This window comes from Bifidobacterium pseudolongum subsp. globosum (genome assembly GCF_004155535.1).
Classification (GTDB): domain Bacteria; phylum Actinomycetota; class Actinomycetes; order Actinomycetales; family Bifidobacteriaceae; genus Bifidobacterium; species Bifidobacterium pseudolongum_C.
In genome coordinates this window covers 287,342-308,287 of the sequence record NZ_RYUH01000009.1, presented here as the reverse complement: position 1 = coordinate 308,287, position 20,946 = coordinate 287,342, and the positions used below count along the sequence as shown (strand labels likewise).

General features: G+C 66.1%; 18 protein-coding genes and 1 pseudogene. 3 read left to right on the top strand and 16 right to left on the bottom strand.

All coding sequences use genetic code 11. The features are described from left to right. Positions 1–4: 4 nt before the first annotated feature. The 16 genes from PG2093B_RS03985 to PG2093B_RS03910 form a co-directional block, all read right to left on the bottom strand. Positions 5–1,036 (bottom strand): HAD-IIA family hydrolase, encoded by a 1,032-nt coding sequence (locus PG2093B_RS03985; protein WP_129897392.1) that lies wholly within the window; start codon positions 1,034–1,036, stop codon positions 5–7. A 6-nt stretch (positions 1,037–1,042) separates the two neighbouring features. After that, the gene (locus PG2093B_RS03980) at positions 1,043–2,647 is read right to left on the bottom strand and encodes a tetratricopeptide repeat protein (protein ID WP_129897391.1); all 1,605 of its coding nucleotides are present in this window, start codon (positions 2,645–2,647) and stop codon (positions 1,043–1,045) included. Between the two features lie 113 nt (positions 2,648–2,760). Then, positions 2,761–4,083 carry a tyrosine--tRNA ligase gene (tyrS, locus tag PG2093B_RS03975; protein WP_129897390.1) on the bottom strand — a complete coding sequence of 441 codons (1,323 nt, stop codon included), beginning with the start codon at positions 4,081–4,083 and terminating at the stop codon, positions 2,761–2,763. A 94-nt stretch (positions 4,084–4,177) separates the two neighbouring features. Next, on the bottom strand, positions 4,178–4,672 hold the full coding sequence (locus tag PG2093B_RS03970) for an HD domain-containing protein (protein WP_242502817.1): 495 nt from the start codon (positions 4,670–4,672) through the stop codon (positions 4,178–4,180). Positions 4,673–4,747: 75 nt separating this feature from the next. Next, complete coding sequence (argH, locus tag PG2093B_RS03965; RefSeq protein ID WP_120358998.1) at positions 4,748–6,259, bottom strand: argininosuccinate lyase; 1,512 nt, start codon at positions 6,257–6,259, stop codon at positions 4,748–4,750. 117 nt (positions 6,260–6,376) lie between these two features. After that, positions 6,377–7,615, bottom strand: coding sequence for an argininosuccinate synthase (locus PG2093B_RS03960; protein ID WP_033488250.1), 1,239 nt, complete (start codon positions 7,613–7,615; stop codon positions 6,377–6,379). A gap of 93 nt (positions 7,616–7,708) precedes the next feature. Then, positions 7,709–8,230 (bottom strand): arginine repressor, encoded by a 522-nt coding sequence (argR, locus tag PG2093B_RS03955; RefSeq protein WP_129897389.1) that lies wholly within the window; start codon positions 8,228–8,230, stop codon positions 7,709–7,711. Then, positions 8,230–9,195 carry an ornithine carbamoyltransferase gene (gene argF / locus PG2093B_RS03950; RefSeq protein ID WP_129897388.1) on the bottom strand — a complete coding sequence of 322 codons (966 nt, stop codon included), beginning with the start codon at positions 9,193–9,195 and terminating at the stop codon, positions 8,230–8,232. The genes argR and argF overlap by 1 nt, the downstream gene beginning before the upstream one ends. 42 nt (positions 9,196–9,237) lie before the next feature. Further along, entirely contained in the window at positions 9,238–10,500 is a 1,263-nt protein-coding gene (locus PG2093B_RS03945) for an acetylornithine transaminase (RefSeq protein WP_129897387.1), read from the bottom strand. Then, positions 10,490–11,446, bottom strand: coding sequence for an acetylglutamate kinase (argB, locus tag PG2093B_RS03940; protein ID WP_022857671.1), 957 nt, complete (start codon positions 11,444–11,446; stop codon positions 10,490–10,492). The genes PG2093B_RS03945 and argB overlap by 11 nt, the downstream gene beginning before the upstream one ends. 4 nt (positions 11,447–11,450) lie before the next feature. Beyond that, the gene (argJ, locus tag PG2093B_RS03935) at positions 11,451–12,623 is read right to left on the bottom strand and encodes a bifunctional glutamate N-acetyltransferase/amino-acid acetyltransferase ArgJ (protein WP_129897386.1); all 1,173 of its coding nucleotides are present in this window, start codon (positions 12,621–12,623) and stop codon (positions 11,451–11,453) included. Beyond that, positions 12,620–13,714: an N-acetyl-gamma-glutamyl-phosphate reductase gene (argC, locus tag PG2093B_RS03930; protein WP_129859314.1), complete on the bottom strand. Its 1,095-nt coding sequence runs from the start codon at positions 13,712–13,714 to the stop codon at positions 12,620–12,622. The genes argJ and argC overlap by 4 nt, the downstream gene beginning before the upstream one ends. Before the next feature lie 106 nt (positions 13,715–13,820). Then, entirely contained in the window at positions 13,821–14,513 is a 693-nt protein-coding gene (locus PG2093B_RS03925; RefSeq protein ID WP_242502816.1) for a DUF4190 domain-containing protein, read from the bottom strand. Between the two features lie 29 nt (positions 14,514–14,542). Continuing rightward, positions 14,543–17,152, bottom strand: coding sequence for a phenylalanine--tRNA ligase subunit beta (gene pheT / locus PG2093B_RS03920; protein ID WP_129897385.1), 2,610 nt, complete (start codon positions 17,150–17,152; stop codon positions 14,543–14,545). 6 nt (positions 17,153–17,158) lie between these two features. After that, positions 17,159–18,250: a phenylalanine--tRNA ligase subunit alpha gene (pheS, locus tag PG2093B_RS03915; protein ID WP_022857676.1), complete on the bottom strand. Its 1,092-nt coding sequence runs from the start codon at positions 18,248–18,250 to the stop codon at positions 17,159–17,161. Positions 18,251–18,290: 40 nt separating this feature from the next. Further along, positions 18,291–19,160: a TrmH family RNA methyltransferase gene (locus PG2093B_RS03910; RefSeq protein WP_129897384.1), complete on the bottom strand. Its 870-nt coding sequence runs from the start codon at positions 19,158–19,160 to the stop codon at positions 18,291–18,293. A 252-nt stretch (positions 19,161–19,412) separates the two neighbouring features. Between PG2093B_RS03910 and PG2093B_RS09060 the strand changes: the two genes are divergently transcribed. From PG2093B_RS09060 to PG2093B_RS03895, 3 genes and pseudogenes are all read left to right on the top strand, one after another. Further along, the gene (locus PG2093B_RS09060) at positions 19,413–19,946 is read left to right on the top strand and encodes a hypothetical protein (RefSeq protein WP_242502815.1); all 534 of its coding nucleotides are present in this window, start codon (positions 19,413–19,415) and stop codon (positions 19,944–19,946) included. Next, on the top strand, positions 19,943–20,542 hold the full coding sequence (locus PG2093B_RS03900; protein WP_129897383.1) for an FtsX-like permease family protein: 600 nt from the start codon (positions 19,943–19,945) through the stop codon (positions 20,540–20,542). Before PG2093B_RS09060 ends, PG2093B_RS03900 begins: the two co-directional genes overlap by 4 nt. Beyond that, positions 20,491–20,946, top strand: a pseudogene (locus tag PG2093B_RS03895) (ABC transporter ATP-binding protein); the annotation flags it as partial. The gene PG2093B_RS03900 and the pseudogene PG2093B_RS03895, both read left to right, overlap by 52 nt.

Here is a 20,946-nt window from a genome sequence, read left to right as displayed (position 1 = left end):
CCGGTCAGTCGTCGAGATGGAACTGCGGCAGGGAGGCGCCCTCGACGTCGACGCCGTTGTCCATGCGGTCCCAGATCAGGGCGCATGCGGCGCGCAACGCGTCGATGCTCGTCGTGTCGCTGACGGCGACGGCGCCGTCGCGCCATGTGGCGGTCATGCCGCCACAACGCCAGTCGCCGTCCGCGAGCCGTTCGACGCCCGGGTGGGGCACATTCAGTCCGCGCAGGTCACGGGCGATGTACGTGGGGCGCAATGCGGCCGGGGCACACATGAGCAGCCGTTCGTCGGTCACGCCGGTGAGCACGAGCAACGAATCATAACCGCCGCGGTTGCCGGCCTCGATGTCGGTGTCCAAGCGGTCGCCGATGGCCAAGCTCTGCGCGACCGACACCATCGTCTCACCATCATGGGCGGCGAGCATGCGCGCCTCGTCGTACATCGCCGACTCGGGTTTGCCCGCCGAGGCCAACGGTTCGACGCCGGTGGCGTTGACGACGGCCTGGATCATCGAGCCGCAGCCCGGTGCAATGCCCTGTTCACGGGGAATCGTGAGGTCACGATTCGTCACGAAATACTGGGCGCCCGCCTCGACCGCATACGCGGCTTCGGCCATCTGCTGCCATGTCATCTGCGGGTACCAGCCTTGGATGACCGCAGCGGGGTCGTCCTTGGCATTGTCGACGATGACGAGGCCCTGCTTGGCCACTTCGTCACGCAGATGGTCGGCGCCCACCACGAGTACGCGTGCCCCCGCGGGCACATGGCGCGCCACCATGCGCGCGGCGACGACCGACGAGGTGATCACCTGCCACGGCTGCACATCCAGCCCGAACCCATGGAGTTGACCGGCCACCACGCCCTGCATGCGCGAGGAGTTGTTCGTGGTGTACTCGATTGTCATGCCGAGCCGCTGGGCTTCGGTGATGCTCGCACTGGCGTGCGGCACCGGCTGCTTGCCGTAATAGACGACGCCGTCAAGGTCCAGCAGCGCCAGACGGTAGGTCTCACTGAGCGCGGTCGTGGTGGCTTTCAGCACGTGGGGTCACTCCGTTTCGCTGTCGATCTGCTCTTCGTCATCGCCGATCTGGGCGTCCTCCTCGTTGAAGTCCTCAGCGACGTCGGTCAGGTCGGGGTCGGCCATCACGCCTTCCTCGTCACGGCGTTCGTTGCGTTCCTCCATCTCGGCGGGTTCAATGTCCATCGCGGCGCCTTCGCGCTGCTCCTCTTCCGGCAGGCGCGTCTCGTCGTCCATGTTCACACCATCCTCGTCGTCGAACGGCGCGTACTGCGCGTCGTCCTCGGTCACGCCGAGCTTGGCTTGCAGGTCTTCGGGCAGGTCCTCCACGTCGTAGTCGACCACGAAGTCGTCGCTCGTCTCATCCTCTTCGACGTCGGCGTACTTCGCCTCCAGGTCGTCGATGAGCTCATCCATCGCCACAGCCTCGTCGGAGCGGCCGGACTGCTCGAGGAAGTATTGTTCGGCCTGTGCGGCGCGCATGCGGTACTCCCCCGCCAGACCCTTGGCGTGCACCAGCTTCGACACGACCTCGATCGCCTGGTCCCACATGCCCAGATCGGCGAGCGCGCCGGCGTACACGAGGAACATCTCGGCCTTCGGTTCGCCGGTCAGGTGCTTGGCGTCGTCGGACAGCGCGATGTCGATCGCCTTCTTGGGCTGTTCGAGCCCACGCTCGCAATCCGCCATGAACGGCAGGTAATCCAAGTAGCCGTTCATGCGGAACGCCGTGCGGAACTCGCGCAACGCGAGCTTGTAGTCGCCGTTGCGGTAGGCCACCATCGCGAGCGTCTCGCGGGCGAAATCGATGCGCGACGCCTGCTTGGCCACCCACTTGGCGTGCTCGAGCGCCGCCTTCGGGTCGTCGGCCTCAAGCGTGTACGCGGCCAGGATGTGCAGGCCGATGTTCTCGGCATGCTCCTTCGACAGGCCGCGCAGACGTTCGCGCTCGTCCTTGCTCAGCATGTTCCATTCCAGCCCCTTGGGCATGACCGGCTCCCCCGGACGACGGTCGGTGTAAGGGTTCTGCGAGGGGAAGCTGACCGTGCCATCGGAGTTCTTGCGCGACTTCGACATGTATTCACGGCGCTTGTCGTCATGGTGGTTGAAGCGGTCCCCACGACGGTCGTCACGGCGGAAATCCCTGCGGTCCCCACGACGGTCGTCATGATGGTTGTTGCGGCGGTCATCGCGACGGAAGTCCCTGCGGTCGCCATCACGGCGGTCATCACGGCGGAAATCCCTGCGGTCGCCGTCGTGGTGGAAGTCACGGCGCTCACCGTCACGGCGGTCGTCACGGCGGAAATCCCTGCGGTCGCCACGATGGAAATCACGGCGCTGGCCGTTGCCGTGGTTGTTGCGGTCCCTGCGGTCGCCCGAACGGTAGCCGCGCGAACCGCCCGACTCGCCGTCGCGGTGGAAACGCTGGCGGCGTTCGCCGTCCTGGCGGAACTCACCGCGTTCGCCGTCACGGTGGAAGTCGCGGTTGCGGTGCTGGGAGCCGCCGCGGTGGAACGATCCGCCGCCTTGGCCCTTGCGCTGGCCGTAGCCCTTGCGCTTGCCGGAATTGTTCGACCCGTACCGGCGGTTCGACCCGTGTGATTGATGCTGGGATCCGCGTTCGTCTGCCATTCTATGCCCTTTGCATTCGAGAGGCGGGCCGTGCGCCCGCCTCATCCGTTCTTGTGTCTTCAGTGTAATCGCTCGCCAGCGTCGACGCGGCGCATTGGGGCGATAGCGTAAACTCAGCCGAGCTCCACCACGCCGAGCGCCTTCTTGCCGCGGCGGATGAGCGCGAACCGCCCCTGCAGGAAGTCGTCGGCGCCCAGCAGGCGCTCCTGGTCCTCCACGCGCGCATTGTTGAGGTATACGCCGCCCGAGGCGATTGTCTTGCGTGCTTCGGAGATCGACTTGAACAACCCGGCACGCACGCCGGCCTCGCTCACACGCTCGCCGGCCGTGGCCGTGGCGAAGACCTTGGCTCCATCTTCGTTCTCGACCTTGAGGCCGTCGAGTGCCGCTTCAAGCGTGTCCACTCCGATGGCCGCCAGGTCGCCGCCACGTCCGAAAAGCGCCGCGGACGCCTCGATGGCCTGCCGTGTGGCGTCCTCGCCGTGCACGAGGCTCGTGACCTCCCATGCGAGCACACGCTGGGCCTCGCGGGCGCCCGGGTTCGTGGCGGTGCTCTCCATGAGGCGTTCGATCTCCTGCTTCGGCAGGAACGTGAAGGCCTTGAGCAGGCTTTCCATCTCAGCGTCCGGGCGGTTGATCCAGAACTGGTAGAACCGGTACGGGCTGAGCATCGTGGGGTCGAGCCACACGGCGTTGCCTTCGGACTTGCCGAATTTCTTGCCATTGGCGTCGGTGATGATCGGACTGGCCATGACGTTCACATTGACACCACGCACCTTGTGGATCAGGTCGAGGCCCGACGTGAGGTTGCCCCACTGGTCGGATCCGCCGAGCTCGAGCTCGCAGTCGAAATTGTCGTACAGGTGCAGGTAGTCGTTGCCTTGGAGCACCTGGTAGCTGAACTCGGTGAATGAGATGCCTTCCTCCGAATTGAGGCGGCGTGCCACGATGTCCTTGGAGAGCATCGTGCCCAGACGGAAGTTCTTGCCCACGTCGCGCAGGAAGTCGATGACGTTCATCGACGCCGTCCAGTCGTAGTTTGAGACAAAGCGCACCGGGTTGGCGCCGTCCTGCACGAGCACTTCGCCGATCTGCGCGCGCAGGCGGTCGCACCAGCCGGCCACGATGTCCTTGGAGTTGAGCACGCGCTCACCTGACTGGCGCGGGTCGCCGATCAGGCCGGTGGCGCCGCCCACGAGCGCGATCGGGTGGTGCCCGGCCGCCTGCAGGTGGCGCATGATGATGAGCTGCACGAGGTTGCCGATGTGCAGTGACGGCGCGGTGGGGTCGAACCCGCAGTAATAGGTGATCGGATCTCCATCGAGCGTCTCTGCGAGTCGTTCCCGGTCGGTCGACTGGGAAATCAACCCGCGCCATTCCAATTCATCCAGTACCGAATCGAATCCGGCTTCCTTGTAATCGATGACGTGAGCCATGCCTAATGTTCTCCTGAATCTGACGTATGTCTACGCGGGGCGCGTGCATAGCACGGCCCCGGCCGGTTCCCAGTGTCGCACGGCTCGCAGACACTCACCGGCCTTTGCCGCGGGGTTTTGCGAAGCGGTCGGGCGAGAACGTCTCGGCGGTCGCGCTGATTTTGTCGGCGGCGGAGACGAGCCAGCCTTCCACATGGCGCGGTGGAACCGGCGTGAGCGGGAACATGTGTGTGCGGATGCTGTTGGCCACCACGTCGTCGATGGCGAAATCGGTGCGCGCATTGCGTTCGGCCGTGGCCGGGTGCCTGAACCCATGCCAGCGGTGTGTGCCGTCGTCGTGCTCATGCCAATCGTACAGGAAATAGTCGTGGAGCAGGGCGGCGCGCACCAGTGAGCGCAGGTCCACGCGCCGCCACAGGCGCAGGCGGTCGGCGAGCCACACAGCCAGACGCGCGACGCGCACCGAATGCTCGTAGGTCGTCACGTTGCCGTGCTGGTACGCGCGGCGCTCCACCTCCATATGCTCATGCGTCAGGATGTCGGCGCCGTAATGGCGCACGATGCGGTCGATCGCGCGTCTGCTGAGCACAACTCCCCCTGCCTGCGCACACGGATTGCAGCCGGTGTGGCGGCGGTATGCGCGGCTGCCGCCACACCGGACGCGTCACGCCTGGTCGGCGTCGTGCAGTTTGACGATTGCCTCGGGCGAGACATACGCTGTGCCGTCGCTGCTCGCGTGGAAATACGTGCGCAGCTGTTCGACAGCGGATTTGGCGGAGACGATCTGCTCGCGCACACGGGTCGGCGCGGTGCCGCCCTTGCCGGCGCGCGCGGCGACCGAGCCTTCGGTGGAAAGCACTTCGCGCACGCCCACGGCCTGTTCGGCGGGCAGGAATTCGCGGAACACCTCGATGAAATCGTCGTCGGTCAGGTCCCACAGCTCTTCGCCGCGGCCTTCGGCGATCTTGACGCATGCGCCGGAAAGCTCATGGGCGTGGCGGAACGGCACGCCCTGCTTGACGAGCCACTCGGCGATGTCGGTGGCGAGCGCGAAACCGGTCGGCGCTTCGGCCTCCAGGCGGGCGGCGTCGAAGGTCATCGTGGCCACCATGCCGGTGAACGCGGGCAGCAGCACTTCGAGTGTGTCGACCTGGTCGAACACGGCCTCTTTGTCTTCCTGCAGATCGCGCGCGTACGCGGTGGGCAGGCCTTTGAGCGTGGCGAGCAGGCCGGTCAGGTCGCCGATGAGGCGTCCGGCCTTGCCGCGCGCGAGTTCGGCGATGTCGGGGTTCTTCTTCTGCGGCATGATCGAGGAGCCGGTCGAGTACGCGTCGTCGAGCCGCACGAAGGCGAACTCCTGCGTGTTCCAGATGATGATCTCCTCGGACAGGCGGCTGATGTCGACGCCGGCCATAGCCGCGACGAACGAGAACTCCGCCACGAGGTCGCGGCTTGCGGTGCCGTCGATGGAGTTTTCGGTGACGGTCGTGAACCCCAGTTCGCGTGCCACGGCCACCGGTTCGAGGCCGAGCGTGTTGCCGGCGAGCGCACCGGAGCCGTAGGGACTCGCATCAATGCGCCGGTCCCAGTCGCGCAGGCGGTCCACGTCGCGCAGCAGCGGCCACACGTGCGCCATGAGCTGGTGCGCGAGCAGCACAGGCTGGGCGTGCTGCATGTGGGTGCGGCCGGGCATCACGGTGCGGCCGGCTTTGAGGGACTGGTCGATGAGCGCCATGCACAGGTCGAGCAGTTGGTTGGCGATGACGCGCGACTGGCGGCGCAGCCACATGCGGATCAGCGCGGCGATCTGGTCGTTGCGCGAACGGCCGGCGCGCAGTTTGCCGCCCAGCTCGTCGCCGGCGATCTCCAGCAGGCCGCGTTCGAGCGCGGTCGCTTCGTCCTCGTCGTCCTCGACCGGTGCGAACGCGCCGGTGTCCACGCGGTATTGCAGCTCGTTGAGCGCCGCTTCCATGCGCTGCAGCTCGTCGGAGGTGAGCAGTCCCGCGCGGGCCAAGGCACGGGCGTGTGCGCGCGAACCCGCGATGTCGTCGTCGGCCAGACGCCAGTCGAACTGCGTGGATTTGCTCAGCGCGGCGAGCTCGGGCGACGGGCCGGACGAGAACCGCCCGCCCCACAATGCCAGATGCTCCCCTTCGTGCGTGGTGCCCTCGGTCATGGTTTCCTCTCTTTCCCGGTGCCTTGCCGGCCGAAAAAGGGCGGCCGCGCGCGGCTCGTGCCGCGGGCGCGCCGCCCGTCTGTTCGTGCAGCGGATGCAACCGCCTGGTGATGTGCCCTACTCTACGTCGTTGTCCGGAACTTCGATGCCGTTGCCGAACTTCACGTCGCGCGCCGCGGCCACCTTGGTGGGCAGGCCGTAGATCTCGATGAAGCCGTTCGACGCGTTCTGGTCGAAGGTGTCGCCCGAATCGTAGGTGGCGAGGTTGTAGTCGTACAGCGAGCTGTCGGAACGGCGTCCCACCACGACTGCGCGGCCGCCGTGCAGCACCATGCGGATCTCGCCGTTGACGTACTGCTGGGTGTCGTTGATGAACGCGTTGAGCGACTTGACGGCCGGGGAGAACCACTGCGCGTCGTAGACGAGCTCGGCCCAGCGCTTGTCGATGTCGCGCTTGATGCGGTGCTGTTCGCGTTCGAGGCACATGTTCTCGAGCTCTTCGTGCGCGGTGATCAACGCGATCGCGCCGGGCGCCTCGTAGAGTTCGCGGGACTTGATGCCGACAAGGCGGTCCTCGATGAGGTCGACGCGGCCGATGCCTTGGGCGCCCGCGCGGCGGTTCATCTCCTCGATCGCCTGCAGCGGGGTCACGTCGCGGCCGTCGATCTTGACCGGCACGCCCTGCTTGAATTCGATGACGACCTCGTCTTCGACCGGCGGGAAGTCCGGGTCGTCGGTGTACGAGTAGCAGTCCTTGGTGGGCGCGTTCCACGGGTCCTCGAGGAAGCCGGTCTCAATGGCGCGGCCCCACACGTTCTGGTCGATGGAGAACGGGCTCTTCTCGGTCTGCACGATCGGCAGGTCGTGGTCGTTGGCGTAGGCGATCTCCACGTCGCGCGTCAGCGACAGGTCGCGGATCGGGCTGATCGCCTTGAGCTCGGGGTCGATCGACTGGATGGAGACCTCGAAGCGCACCTGGTCGTTGCCCTTGCCGGTGCAGCCGTGCGCGATCGTGTCGGCGCCGAACTGGTGTGCGGCGCGCACCAGGTGCTTGGTGATCAGCGGACGCGAGATCGCGGAGACGAGCGGGTACACGCCTTCGTACATGGCGTTCGCCTTGAGGGCCTGCATGCAGTATTCGTTCGCGAACTCGTCGCGTGCGTCCACGATGTACGCTTCGACGGCGCCGCACGCGAGCGCGCGTTCCTTGATCGTCTCGAGGCTTTCGCCGCCCTGGCCGACGTCGAGCGAGACGGCCACCACGTCTTTGCCGGTGCGGTCCTTGAGGTACGGGATGGCGACGGAGGTGTCGAGGCCGCCGGAGTACGCGAGCACAATACGGTTCTTATCGCTCATGTCTTGCCTTTCTTCAGGTGCGATACGCGCCAGTATATACAAAAGTGTGTATAAATATGCATTGTGGACACGATGTGCCCACAATGCGAATGCTCAGCCGCGTTTGGACGCGATATCGAGCAGCCATGCGCTGCGCCGCAGGGCCGACTGGTCGTCCTGGCAGATCACCAGCACGGTGTCGTCGCCGGCGATCGTGCCGAGGATGCCCGAGACGGCGTGGCGGTCGATGACGCTCGCCACGTATTGGGCGGCGCCCGACGAGGTATGCACCACGATGAAGTTGCGCGCATGGGCCACCGAGGTGACGATGCCCGACAGCACCTTCGACATCTGCTGCTGGGCACGCTCGTCGGGCTCGTGGCCCTCCGCCTCCGCCGGCGCGTGCTCGCCGACGGTGTAGGCGAGCACGCCGTCTGGCAGGCGTGTCTTCGTGGCGTTGATCTCGTCGAGATCGCGGCTCAATGTGGCTTGGGTCACCTCGATGCCCTGGCTGCTGAGGATTTCGGAGAGCTCCGCCTGCGACGTGACCACATTGTTCTCGAGCGCCTGCTCGATCGCGTTCAGGCGCGCGATGCGGCTCGCCGGTCGTTGCATCGGCTGGGAGTCCTGCGGCATCAGACCAGCAGGCTTTCGTCGCCACGCTGCTTGCCGATGAGCCAGGTGAGCAGCGCCTTCTGCGCGTGCAACCGGTTCTCGGCCTCATCCCACACGACCGACTGCGGGCCGTCGATGACCTCGGCGGTCACCTCCTTGCCGCGGTAGGCGGGCAGACAGTGCTGGAACAGCGCATCGGGCTTGGCATACCCCATGAGCTCCTCGTTGACCTGATAGGGCCAGAACGGCTTGGAACGCACGGCGTACTGCGATTCCTCGCCCATCGAGACCCAAGTGTCAGTGAACACGCAGTCCGCGCCGGCCACGGCTTCGAGCGGATTGGTCGTCACGCGGATCGAGCCGCCGGTCGTGGCGGCGATCGCCTCGGCGTCCTGCACAATCGCCTCATCGGGCAGGTAGCCGTTCGGGCCGGCCACGGCCACATGCATGCCGGCCACGGCGCCCGCGAGCAGGTACGAGTTCGCCATGTTGTTCGCCGCATCGCCCAAGTACGCGATCGACATGCCTTCGAGCGCATCGACGCCGCCCTTGAACTGGGCCAGGGTCAGGAAGTCGGCGAGCACCTGGCAGGGGTGGAATTCGTCGGTGAGCGCGTTGACTACCGGCACTGTGGCCACCGAGGCCATCTCCTCGATGCGCGACTGTTCGAACGTGCGCCAGACGATTGCATACGCCATGCGCGTGAGCACTTCGGTCGTGTCGCTGATTGGCTCGCCACGGCCCAACTGGGACCCGGACTTGTCGATGACGAGCGGGTAACCGCCCAATTCGGCCACGCCGATCGAGAAGCTCGAGCGCGTGCGCGTGCTCGGCTTATCGAAGAGCACGGCCACGCCCTGCGGCCCCTCGAAAGGTCGGTGGTGAAAACGGTTCTCGCGGAACTTCATGCCCAGTTCCAGAATCTGCTTTTGCTCCTCGTGATTGACGTCGTCATCGCGAAGCATGTGCCGAAGCTGCGCCATAATGGCCTCCTTGCTGTATGGTGGGTGGTTTTTCGGTTCCCGCGCCTATTCGGTCGCCAGATCGTTCGGCATGAGGGCGAGGATGCCGATGGCCTCGTTGATGTCCTGTTCGCCCGCGATCAACGGCGGTGCCAGACGCAGCACGGTCGGCGACGGCGCGTTGATGATCAGACCGTGGTCGAGCGCCCATCCCACGGCGGCATGCGCACACGGCCGCGTCAGCACGATCGCATTGAGCAGGCCGCGGCCGCGCACCGACGCGAACAGCGGGTTGTCGGTGGCCATGATGCCCGTGCGCAGTTGCTCGCCGCGCTCGTTCGCCTGCGCCACAAGCCCTTCGCGTTCGATCACGCCGATGGTGGCGAGGGCCGCCGCGGCGCCAAGCGGGTTGCCGGCGAACGTCGAACCATGGGTGCCGGGCGAGAACAACGCCGAGAGCTCCTCGCCGAACGAGATCATGCCGCCCATCGGGAATCCGCCGGCCACGCCCTTGGCAAAGGTCACGATGTCGGGGGTGATGCCGCCCAGGTCATCGCGCTGGAACGCGAACCATGCGCCGGTGCGGCCCATGCCGGTCTGCACCTCGTCGACGATCATCAGGGCGTTGTGCTCGTCGCACAGCGCCCGCACGCCGCGGATGTACCCGGCGTCGAGTGGCAGCACGCCCGCCTCGCCCTGAATCAGTTCCATGATGACCGCGGCCACCGGGCCTTTGCCGTCATCGATGGCGAACGCGGCGCCCATCGCGTCGAGGTCGTTGGCCTCGACGAACTCGATATTCGGCACAAGAGGCTCGAACGACGTGCGGATCGCCGGCTTCCAGGTGGCCGAAAGCGCGCCCATCGTGCGCCCGTGGAATCCGTGGGTCAGCGCGAGGATGCGGTAGGGGCGCGCATCGTCGGTCTGCAGGGTGGCGCCGTACAGCTTGGCCATCTTGAGCGCGGCCTCGTTGGCCTCGGCCCCTGAATTGCCGAAGTAGACGTGCGAGCCCTGCGGGGCGCCCGCGAGTTCGATGAGCTTGGTGGCCAGTTCGATCTGCGGCTTGGTCGCGAAATAGTTGCTCACGTGCGCGGCGCGCTGTGCCTGTTGCGCGACGGCCTCGCACCAGTCCGGGTGTGCGTAGCCGAGCGCGTTCACCGCGATTCCCGCGAGGAAGTCGAGGTATTCGTTGCCGTCGACGTCCCACACGCGCATGCCCTGCCCGTGGTCGAGCACGCGCAGCGGCGTGCCGAACACGTGCATGTGCACGTCGTCGTATTTGCCGAGCCAAGCGGTGTCCTGCCCCAGTGGCTGTGTCTCAGTTGCCATATGAGCTCCTCATTTCCAGTCCCTCACCCGGTTCGACCATCGTGCCGATGCCCGCCGAGGTGAATATCTCGTTGAGTATGGAGTGTGGTTTGCGTCCGTCGATGATGTGCGCCTGGCGCACGCCGCCGTCGATGGCGCGGATGCACGCCTCCATCTTGGGGCGCATGCCCGATTCGAGGTCGGGCAGCAGGTCGCGCAGGTCCTCGACGCCGATGCGGCCGATGAGCGAATTGCGGTCGGGCCAGTCCGCGTACAGGCCGTCCACATCCGTGAGGATGACGAGCTTGTGCGCGCCGAGCGCGGTGGCAAGCGCGGCCGCGGCGGAATCGGCGTTGACGTTGAGCACCTCGGTGGCGTCGTCCTCGTTCGGGGCGACCGACGAGACGACGGGGATGCGCCCGGCGTTGATCAAATCGATCACGGCCGAGGCGTCGACGCCGACGACGTCGCCCACCAGGCCGATGTCGGTGGGCTTGCCGTCGATGAGCGGCTTGCGTTGGATCGCGGAGAACAGCGCGGCATCCTCACCCGACAGACCAACGGCGAGGGGCCCGTGCGCGTTGATCAGGCCGACGAGCTCGCGGGAGACCTTGCCGGTGAGCACCATGCGCACCACGTCCATCGCCTCGGGCGTCGTGACGCGCAGGCCGCCCTTGAACTCGGAGTGGATGCCCAAGGCCTTGAGCATGTGCGAGATCTGCGGGCCGCCGCCGTGCACGATCACCGGGTGCAGGCCCACCTGACGCAGGAACACCATGTCTTCGGCGAAGCATTCCTTGAGATGGTCGTCGACCATCGCGTTGCCGCCGTATTTGATGACGATCGTCTTGCCATAGAATTCCTCAAGCCACGGCAGCGCCTCGATGAGCACCTCCGCCTTCTGGTCGGCGCGCAGGTCGGTGTGCACGTCGAGGTGGAATCCCGGTCCCTTCAGTTCTTTTGCCATGTCCTCAGCTCTCGTAGTCCGCGTTGATATGCACATATTCGTGGGTCAGGTCGTCGGTCCACACAGTGGCGGCTTCCGTGCCCGCATGCAGGTCCACGTCGATGTCGATCTGGCGTGGCGTCATGTCGACCTCGCTGCGGTCGTGGCCCGGCTTGCCGCCGTCGCAGATGCGCACGCCGTTGACGTCGACAGTCACCTCGTCGGGGTCGTAGGGCGCCACGTCCGCCGGCACGGTGCCCAAGGAGCTCACGATGCGCCCCCAGTTGGGGTCGTTGCCGCTGATCGCGCATTTGAGCAGGTTCGACGCGGCGATCGCGCGCCCGCACGCCAGCGCGGCGTCCTCGCTTGTGGCACCGGCCACGGTGATGCGGATGTCGTGGCTCGCGCCTTCGCCGTCGCCGATGATCTGGCGTGCCAGACTCGCGCAGCAGTTCGCGATGAGGTCGTTGAACTCGTCCGGGTCGGGTTCGATGCCCGAGGCGCCCGAGGCGAGCAGCAGCACGGTGTCGTTCGTGGACATGCAGCCGTCCACGTCGATGCGGTTGAACGAGGTGTCGGCCGCCGCGCCCAGCGCCGCCTGGAGCTGGCCTGCGCTCACCACGGCGTCAGTCGTGATCACGCACAGCATCGTGGCGAGCTGCGGGGCGATCATGCCCGAGCCCTTGACCATGCCGCCCACACGGAACCCATTCGATCCCATGCGCGTGACCGTCTTGGGCTTGGTGTCGGTCGTCATGATGGCGTGCGAGGCGTCCTCGCCGGCGGGCATCGTCGGCTCGAGCGCGGCGAAGGCGCGCGCGGCGCCGTCGAGCACCTTGTCGAGCGGCAGCAGTTCGCCGATGAGGCCGGTGGAGCATACGGCCACTTCGCCGTCTTCGGTGCCGAGCAGCCCGGCAACCTCATGTGCGGTTGCCGCGGATTGCGCATACCCCGCTTCGCCGGTGCATGCGTTGGCGCCGCCGGAGTTGAGGATGACGGCCTTGAGCGAACCGTCGGCCACGGCCTTGCGCGACCATTGCACGGGCGCGGCGCAGAACCGGTTGGTGGTGAACACGCCGGCGGCGGCCGTGAGCGGCCCCTCGTTCACGACGAGCGCCACGTCTTTCTTGCCCGGTGTGGCCGAGATGCCGGCTTCGACACCGGCCGCTGAGAATCCTTGCGCGAATGTCACGCTCATGGTGCGACTCCAATCTTCGTCAAACCGTTTTCCTCATTGAGTCCGAAGGCCAGGTTGAGGGATTCGACCGCCTGGCCGGCCGTGCCGCGGTTGAGGTTGTCGATCGCGGCGAACGCGTGCAGGGTTCGGCTGCGCCGGTCCACGGCCACTTGCACATGCGCGGCGTTCGATCCGAGCACGTTCTGCGTGGCCGGCATGGCGCCGGGGGCGAGCACGCTGATGAACCCTTGGCCCTCGTATGCGCCGGTCCATATGGCATGGATCTGCTCGTCGGTCAGGTCCATGGCGGCGTCGGTGAGTTTCGCGCTCACCGAGGCGAGGATGCCACGCGACATCGGCACGAGCATCGGGGTGAACGCGAGGGTGAACTCGCCGGCCGCCGCGGCGTCCAGACCGGCAGCGTGGGCGAAGTTCTGCAGGATTTCGGGAATGTGGCGGTGGGTGCCGCCCACCGCATACGGCACCGCCGAATTGAGCGCCTCGGAGGCGAGCAGGTTGGTGCGCTTGAGGTTCTTGCCGGCCCCGGAATACCCGACGGCCAGGTCGGCGACGATCGTGTGTGGCACGACGAGGTTGTTCGCGATACCGGGCTGCATGGCCAAGGTGACGGCGGTGACGTTGCAACCGGGACCGGCGATGCGCTTGGCCCCCAAGAGCCGCTCGCGCTGGCGCCGGTATGCGCCATTGGCGTCCTTGCCGAGGATGAGTTCGGGCATGCCGTACACCCAATGCTCGTAGAACGCGCCACCATAATAGTCGTCCCACGCCTGCTGCTGTTCGAGGCGGTGGTCGGCGCCCAGGTCCACGATCACCGCGTCGTCGTCGAGCTGCGCGGCGAGGGCTCCAGATGCGCCATGGGGCAGGGCGAGCACAATCACATCGTGCCCGTTCAATGCCTCGGGTGTGGTGTCTTCGACGATCAGGTGGGCCAATTGGGGAATATGCGGCTGGAAGGCGCCCAGTGGCTGCCCCACCGACGAATGCCCGGCCACCGTGGTGACCTCGAAGTCCGGATGCGCAGCCAGAATACGCAGCATCTCACCGCCGGCATAGCCGGTGGCGCCTGCGACGGCGACGGTATGTTTGCCCATGGTCAGCTCCTCTGTGCTTGGTTAGCTGCCGAGTATACACTTTATGCAGAACAATGCATAACTATACGTTCTTGGGGAGCCGTCTGTGCGTGTCGCCGAGCGCCGCTCACGCCTGCACGGAGTCGCCAGAGCCGCTGGACGTGGAGGAGTTGAGCGACTGGAGCATCTGGTTCATCACGTCGTCCATCGAGACGCCGTTGATCATGAGCCACACGAACGCGATTGTGTAGAGCACGTTGATGATGACCGCGGCCAGGGCGAGCCCATACCCTTTCATGCGCATGATGCGCGTGCGGCGCATGCTCAGTGCGCCCAGGATCGCGGGCATGATCGGCACGGGCAGGAACAACGCGAACACGAACGCGATGATCGCGCCGGCGTCCCACCGCCCGTAGAAGATGTTCTGGTTGGGGTCCTCCATGTCAATGCCGTTGACGTAGCGCGGGTATTTGCCGCCCTGCTGGGTGGCGCCAGGTGCTTGCGGCGCCTGCGCCTGCTGCCCGACCCACGGTTGTGTGGGCGTCTGGTTCGGCTGCGGCACTGCCGGCGTCGGCCCCGCTTGCGTTGCTTCCGCCGGCTGGGGCTCGGGGTCGGGACGCCCGAAGATGTAGGGGTCGTAATCCTGTGGGAACTGGTTGTCCATCGCGCCGTACGCCGGGCGCAGATATTGCCCGTAGCTCGGCTGGTTGGCCCCTTGTGTGCCGGCTGCAGGGCCGGATGAGTCGACCGGAGCAGCATTGGCCCCGTTCGGCGCCTGCTGCGGCTGCGACGATGGATACTGGTCCGGTTGGCTCATCATGGTCCTGTTCGTTTGGTGGTTGGTGTGCACTAGGCGCGCAGTTGCGCACCGAGTTCGGATGCCTTGTCGACGATGCGCTGGCGGATCTCCTCGCTGTCTTCGGAAGTGAGGGTGCGGTCCGGCGCGCGGAACGTGACCGCATACGCGAGCGACTTCTTGCCTTCGCCCACCTGGTCGCCCGTATACACGTCGAACAGTTCGATGGACTCGAGCATGTCGCCGGCGGCGTCACGGATCGCTTCACCGAGATCATGCGCACTCACCGTGTCGGGCACCGTGAACGCGAGGTCCTGCTTGACCGGCGGGAACGTGGAGATCGGCTTGGCCTGCACCGGCTTGTTGCTCAGGGTGCCGAACAGCGCGGTCAGGTCGAGTTCGAAGGCGGCGGTGTGGTGCGGCATGCCGAGCGCGTCGTCGACCTTGGGGTGCAACTCTCCGACGAAGCCGACGCGCTTGCCGCCGGCCACCACATGGGCGCCACGGCCGGGGTGCCATTGCGCGGGCACATCCTGCGCGGCGGGCTGGTCAAAGGTCACATCGGCGCCGAGGCGCGCGGCGATGCGGCGCACCGCTTCGACGGCGTCGCTCCAGTCGACGGCGCGGCGGTCGCCAAGCCAGCCGTCGTCTTCGGCCAGACCGGTCATCATGCCGGCCACATGCAGCGGCTGGTCAGGCAGGCCGGCGTCAAGCGCGGCAAGCTGTTCGGGCGTGGGGCGCACGCCGCCGGGCAGCGCCGGGATCGCAGGCGCGTCCGGTGAGGCGAGATACACGTGGCCGAGCTCGTAGCAGGCCACGTTGTCAAGACCGCGGCGGATGTTACGCTGCACCGTCTGTGCCAGCGTAAGCAGGATCTGACGGCGCAGATACGGACGGTCGTCGGCGAGCGGGTTGACGATCGCCACGCTCACCGGCTCCACCGCATCGGGATCGATCATGAACGCCTTGTAGTCGGCAGGCCCCACAAACGGGTAGCTCAGTGTTTCCACCATGCCGTACTCGGCGAGCTCGTCGGCCACCTGGCGCTTGTGCAGCTGGTCGGAGGTGAGGCCCACATGGCCTTCCACCGGCGCGTGCGGCACATGCACGGGGATCTTGTCGTAGCCGTAGATGCGCGCGACCTCTTCGACCAGGTCGCATGGCTCGTTCAGGTCCGGGCGCCACGACGGCGGCACGACGGAGAATTCGCCGTTGCCGCCACCAGCGGCGGTGCAGCCGATGTCGGTCAGGATCGCGCTGATGTCGTTGAGGTCCAGATCAAGGCCCGCGATGCGCTTGACCTCGCTCGCCTTGAACACGATCGGCTGGCGGCGCTTGGTGTTGTTCACGTCGCGCGGCGATTGCGAGGCGGTCGCCGACCCGTATGCCTCGAGCAGGTCGCACGCCATCTGCGCGGCGGCCGGCTGGATCTGGTCGTCCACACCGCGTTCGAAACGGCGTGCGGCTTCCGAGGGGATCTTGTGGCGGCGCGAGGAGCGTGCCACGGAGATGGGGTCGAAGTGCGCGGCTTCGAGCAGGATGTTCGTCGTCTCGCTCGTGACCTCGCCGTATTCGCCGCCCATGACGCCGGCGATGCCGAGGATGCGCGATCCCTGCTCGCCGTTGGGCGAATCGGTGATGAGCAGGTCCTCGGGGTCGAGGTCGTGGTCCTTGCCGTCGAGCGTGGTGAGCGTTTCGCCAGCGCGCGCACGGCGCACGACAATCGGCCCTTCGATCTTGTCGAGGTCGTAGGCGTGCATCGGCTGGCCCAAGTCGAGCATGACGTAGTTCGTCACGTCGACAGGCAGCGTCAGCGAACGCATGCCGGCGCGCGTCAGGCGGCGGCGCATCCAGTTCGGCGTCTTGCTCGCGGCATCGTAGCCATGCACGGCGCGCGCATAGAACCGGTCGCAGCCGACGACACCGTGGATCGGGTTCTCGTCGTCGATGATCACGTCGATGTCATGCGTCGTGTCCGCGGCCTGTTCTTCGATCTGCGGCACATGCGCATTGAGTTCGCCGACCGGGTCGGTGAACTCGGCGCCTGTGGAATTGTGGAATTCGCGCGCGATGCCGCGGTAGGAGAACGCATAACCACGGTCCGGCGTCACATTGATCTCGAGGATCGGCTGGTCGAGGTGCAGCAGGTGCATCGCGTCGTCGCCGGGCTTGAGCGCCTCGTATTCCTCGGGGGTGAAGCCGTAGTCACGCAGCAGGATGATGCCGTCGTGGCTGTCGCCGAGGCCGAGCTCACGCTCCGAGGCGCACATGCCGTCGGAGATGTGGCCGTAGGTCTTGCGCGGCTCGATGCGGAAGTCGCCGGGCAGCACGGCGCCGGGCAGGGTGACGACGACCTTCTCGCCGGCCTTCATGTTCGGCGCGCCGCAGATGATGCCGCGCGGCACCTTGTTGCCCTGATCGTCGACGTCGTTGTACCGGTCGCCCACGTCCACATGGCACCAGTTGATGACCTTGCCGTTCTTCTGCGGTTCGGGCGTGGCGTCGACGACATAGCCCACCACGATCGGGCCGGTGACCTGCGACTGGTGGATCTCCTCCTCTTCGAGGCCCACGCGCACGAGGTCCTTCGCGAGCTGCTCGTACGTGAGCCCCTCGGGCACCTCCACGTGGTCGCGCAGCCAATCAATATCTACCATGGGCATCTCGAATCACTCCCCCATCACAAACTGTTCGCTGAATCGCACGTCGCCTTCGACCAGGTCGTGCATGTCGTTGATATCGTGGCGCAGCAGCAGCGTGCGCTCGACGCCCACGCCGAACGCGAAGCCGGTGTACACATCCGGGTCGATGCCGGCGGAACGCAGCACATTCGGGTTGACCATGCCGCAGCCGCCCCATTCGATCCAACCGGGGCCGCCCTTCTTGTCGGGGAACCACAGGTCGAGTTCGGCGCTCGGCTCGGTGAACGGGAAGTAGCTGGGGCGCAGGCGGCTCTTGGCCTCGGGGCCGAACATGGCAACGGCGAGCTTGTCGAGCACACCCTTGAGATCGGCCATCGTCAGGCCCTTGTCCACGGCGAGCGCCTCGACCTGATGGAAGACCGGCGTGTGGGTCGCGTCGAGCTCGTCCGTGCGGAACACACGGCCGGGGCACGCGATGTACAGCGGCACACCATGGGCGATGAGCCCGCGGACCTGGTCCGATGAGGTCTGCGTGCGCAGCACCATGTTGGAGCCCACGAACCCGGCTGCGTCCTTGGCCTGGTTGCCCTTGACATAGAACGTGTCCTGCATCTGACGTGCCGGGTGGTCGGGGCCGAAGTTCAGCGCGTCGAAGTCGAACCATTCGGTTTCCACCTCGGGGCCGTCGGAGATCTGCCAGCCCATGCCGACGAAGAAGTCCTCGACGTCTTCCATGAGCTTGGGCAGCGGGTGGCGCGCGCCGAGCGGATTGCGGCGCACAGGCAGCGTCATGTCCACGGTTTCGGCGGCCAGTTCGCGGGCTTCCTCTTGGGCCTTCACCTCGGCTTCCTTCGTGCCGTAGGCGCGGCCGAAGTCGGCGCGCAGCTTGCCCATGAGCTTGCCGGCCTCTTTCTTCTGGTCCTTATCGAGCGAGCCGATGGCCTTGCTGGCCATCGTCATTGCGGACTGGGCGCCGGCGTATTGCGTCTTGATCGCCTTGAGCTCCTCCATGCTGGAGGCCTGTGCTATTGCGGCGATGCCTTCGGCAACCGCTTTGGCCACCGCATCGGCATCAAATTGTGTGCCTTGTGCCACGAGATACCTTTCCGTCACATGCATCGGAGACGCGAAAACGCGTCATTCCAACGATTTACCGACTTCACATTCTTTCAATACGACTCGACATAGCCAAGGTCATGAGCATCACCGCGGCGCTTGTGCCGAGGTTGAGCGATTCGGCCTTGCCGTAGATCGGAATCGAGGTGATGATGTCCGCCCGGTCGAGCAGGCCGGGCTCGAGACCGCGGGCTTCGTTGCCGAACAGCACGGCGATCGAGCCGTCGAGCGCGTCGCCTTCGCGCACCACGTCGGGCAGGCTTTCCGGCGGCCGGCCTTCCGTGCCGTAGACGTCGGCGGCCATGACGGTGGTGGCATGGTTGGCGCAGAATGCGAAGAACCCATCTTCGTCCATCGCGAGCACCGGCAGATGGAACAGCGAGCCGGTCGTGGCGCGAATGACCTTCGGATTGAACACGTCCACGCATGAGCCGACCATGACCACGGCATCGCAGCCTGCGGCGTCGGCGCTGCGGATGACGGTGCCCGCGTTACCGGGGTCGCGCACCTGCCAGAACGCCGCGATGAACGGATGCGGCGTGGACGGCGACTGGGTGAGCTGCGTACGGCACGCCTCGAGGTCGCCCACGGCCACCACGCCTTGCGCGTCACGGCTGATATGCGCCACCACATCGGCCGTGGCCTTGTGCACGTAGATGCCCTCCCCCATGGCCAATCCCGCGAGCGAGGCGACGGTGGGGTTGGCGAATCCGGCGTCGGGTTCGGTGCCGTCCACGGCCACATAGAGATCGCGCACCACGCCAGGCTGCCAGGTGAGTGCCTCGCGCACCGCCTGGGGGCCTTCGATCAGGAACCTTCCGCTGCGTTCACGGTGTTTGCGGGAGGCAAGGTCGGCGGCGCGTCGTACACGTTCCGCCTTCACATTGGTCATCACAGTTGCATCAATCGGCATATGCCCACCCTACCGCCAGCGCGGGGCAAGCGCCGGCCTTCCGTCATCTCACCCATCAACCACCTGTTTTCAGAAAAACTCCCAGCGAGCGTTCAGCACGCGGCCACGAAGTACCGAGTCGAATCGCAGTGGCGTCAAAGCGCAATCACACCAACGCTGATTATGCTCCGGGCATATGCCCTGCACTGCGCCATGCACCGGACGGCCGCAGGCCCACCCCACCCATCGATTGATCCGCAAAAGGAACCAACCTTGTTCATAGTCAGGAACGCACTGCACAATGTGGTGCGCAACAAAGGCCGCAACGCGCTGATGATCATCATCGTCGCCATCATCACCGCGGTCGCGACCGTGGCGCTCGCAATCGTGCAGGCGGCGGAACGCGCACGCGCTTCAGCCTTGGATGACACCACGATTAGCGTGCAGATCTCGATCGACCGCAGTGCGATGATCGGCAAGGCCCGCGACACGCAGTCCGGCGGCGTGGACATGCAGTCGATGCGCGAGGCGATGGCCAGCAAGCAACTCACCCTCGCCGATTACCAGAAATACGACAAAACGGAGTATGGCGTCGCCTCATCGTATTACACCGAGACGGCTTCGGCCGCCGCCGTGGACGGCGGCGTCGAGCCGGTGGATTCCAACGGCACCGTGACAAGCCAGAAGGGCCAGCCAGCCATGGACGAGAACCAGTCCGCCGAGCGGCCCCAGGCGGCTGGTGACGAGGGCGCGGGCGTCATGCCGGGCGCCGGTGGCGGCAAAGGCGGCATGATGATGGCGATGTGATCATCTCGAAGACACTCGCCGAAGCCAATGACCTGTCGGTCGGCGACACGTTCAAGGTCGCCGACATCACCGATGACACCACGACCTACACGTTCACCATCGTCGGCATCTACAGCAACAGCGCCGAGAACACGATGCCGATGGGCGGACCCATGGCCTCCACCGCAAACGACCCCGCGAACGCGATCTACACCTCGGTGTCCCCACTCGATGCGCTGGGCCTGACGAGTGGCAAGACGATCGAGGTCACCGACGCGCGTGGCGACACCCGCGAGATGCAGGTGGCGCAATTGAGCTACACCTATGTCTTCGACGGCAAGGCACAGTACGACCGGTTCGTCAAGGACGTCCGGACGGCCGACGCATACACCGTCTCGTCCGCTGACGTCCAACCATACGAAGCGAGCCTCGTGCCGTTGAACAACCTGGCGAAATTCGCGAAGACCCTGCTCGTCGTCGTGCTGTACGTCGGCGCGGTGGTCCTCGTCGTGCTCACGGTCTTCAACATCCGCGAACGCAAATACGAGATCGGTGTGCTCACCGCGATCTGGCGTCAATCGACCGCTACCGGTACCGCAGCCGCGACATCGGTGTGATCCTCCAAAGCTACAACCTGCTGCCCAGATTGACCGTGCTGGAGAACATCATGCTCACGATGGACGCCTCGGGCAAACGGTTCGACCGTCCCAAACGCGAGATCGCGCTCGACTTGCTCAAGCAGGTGCATCTGCCCGAGCGGTATGCGGACGAGCGCATCCTGCACCTGTCGGGCGGCGAACAGCAGCGCGTGGCGATCGCCCGCGCGTTGAGCGACGACCCGCGGGTGATCATCGCCGACGAGCCGACCGGCAATCTCGACCCGGCCACGCAGGACGACATCATGCGCATCTTCCTCGACCTTGCGCACCAGCAGGGCCGTTGCGTGATCATCGTGACGCACAGCCCGCAGATCGCCGAGATGTCCGACGCGGTGCTGCGGCTGGCCCCGGCGCAACGGTAG

Excerpts from the sequence above, each read along its gene's own strand:
- PG2093B_RS03980 (WP_129897391.1), bottom strand. The coding sequence starts at position 2,647 with ATGGCAGACGAACGCGGATCCCAGCATCAATCACACGGGTCGAACCGC.
- tyrS (WP_129897390.1), bottom strand. The coding sequence starts at position 4,083 with ATGGCTCACGTCATCGATTACAAGGAAGCCGGATTCGATTCGGTACTG.
- argH (WP_120358998.1), bottom strand. The coding sequence starts at position 6,259 with ATGACCGAGGGCACCACGCACGAAGGGGAGCATCTGGCATTGTGGGGC.
- PG2093B_RS03960 (WP_033488250.1), bottom strand. The coding sequence starts at position 7,615 with ATGAGCGATAAGAACCGTATTGTGCTCGCGTACTCCGGCGGCCTCGAC.
- argR (WP_129897389.1), bottom strand. The coding sequence starts at position 8,230 with ATGCCGCAGGACTCCCAGCCGATGCAACGACCGGCGAGCCGCATCGCG.
- PG2093B_RS03945 (WP_129897387.1), bottom strand. The coding sequence starts at position 10,500 with ATGGCAACTGAGACACAGCCACTGGGGCAGGACACCGCTTGGCTCGGC.
- argB (WP_022857671.1), bottom strand. The coding sequence starts at position 11,446 with ATGGCAAAAGAACTGAAGGGACCGGGATTCCACCTCGACGTGCACACC.
- argJ (WP_129897386.1), bottom strand. The coding sequence starts at position 12,623 with ATGAGCGTGACATTCGCGCAAGGATTCTCAGCGGCCGGTGTCGAAGCC.
- argC (WP_129859314.1), bottom strand. The coding sequence starts at position 13,714 with ATGGGCAAACATACCGTCGCCGTCGCAGGCGCCACCGGCTATGCCGGC.
- PG2093B_RS03925 (WP_242502816.1), bottom strand. The coding sequence starts at position 14,513 with ATGATGAGCCAACCGGACCAGTATCCATCGTCGCAGCCGCAGCAGGCG.
- pheT (WP_129897385.1), bottom strand. The coding sequence starts at position 17,152 with ATGCCCATGGTAGATATTGATTGGCTGCGCGACCACGTGGAGGTGCCC.
- pheS (WP_022857676.1), bottom strand. The coding sequence starts at position 18,250 with ATGCATGTGACGGAAAGGTATCTCGTGGCACAAGGCACACAATTTGAT.
- PG2093B_RS03910 (WP_129897384.1), bottom strand. The coding sequence starts at position 19,160 with ATGCCGATTGATGCAACTGTGATGACCAATGTGAAGGCGGAACGTGTA.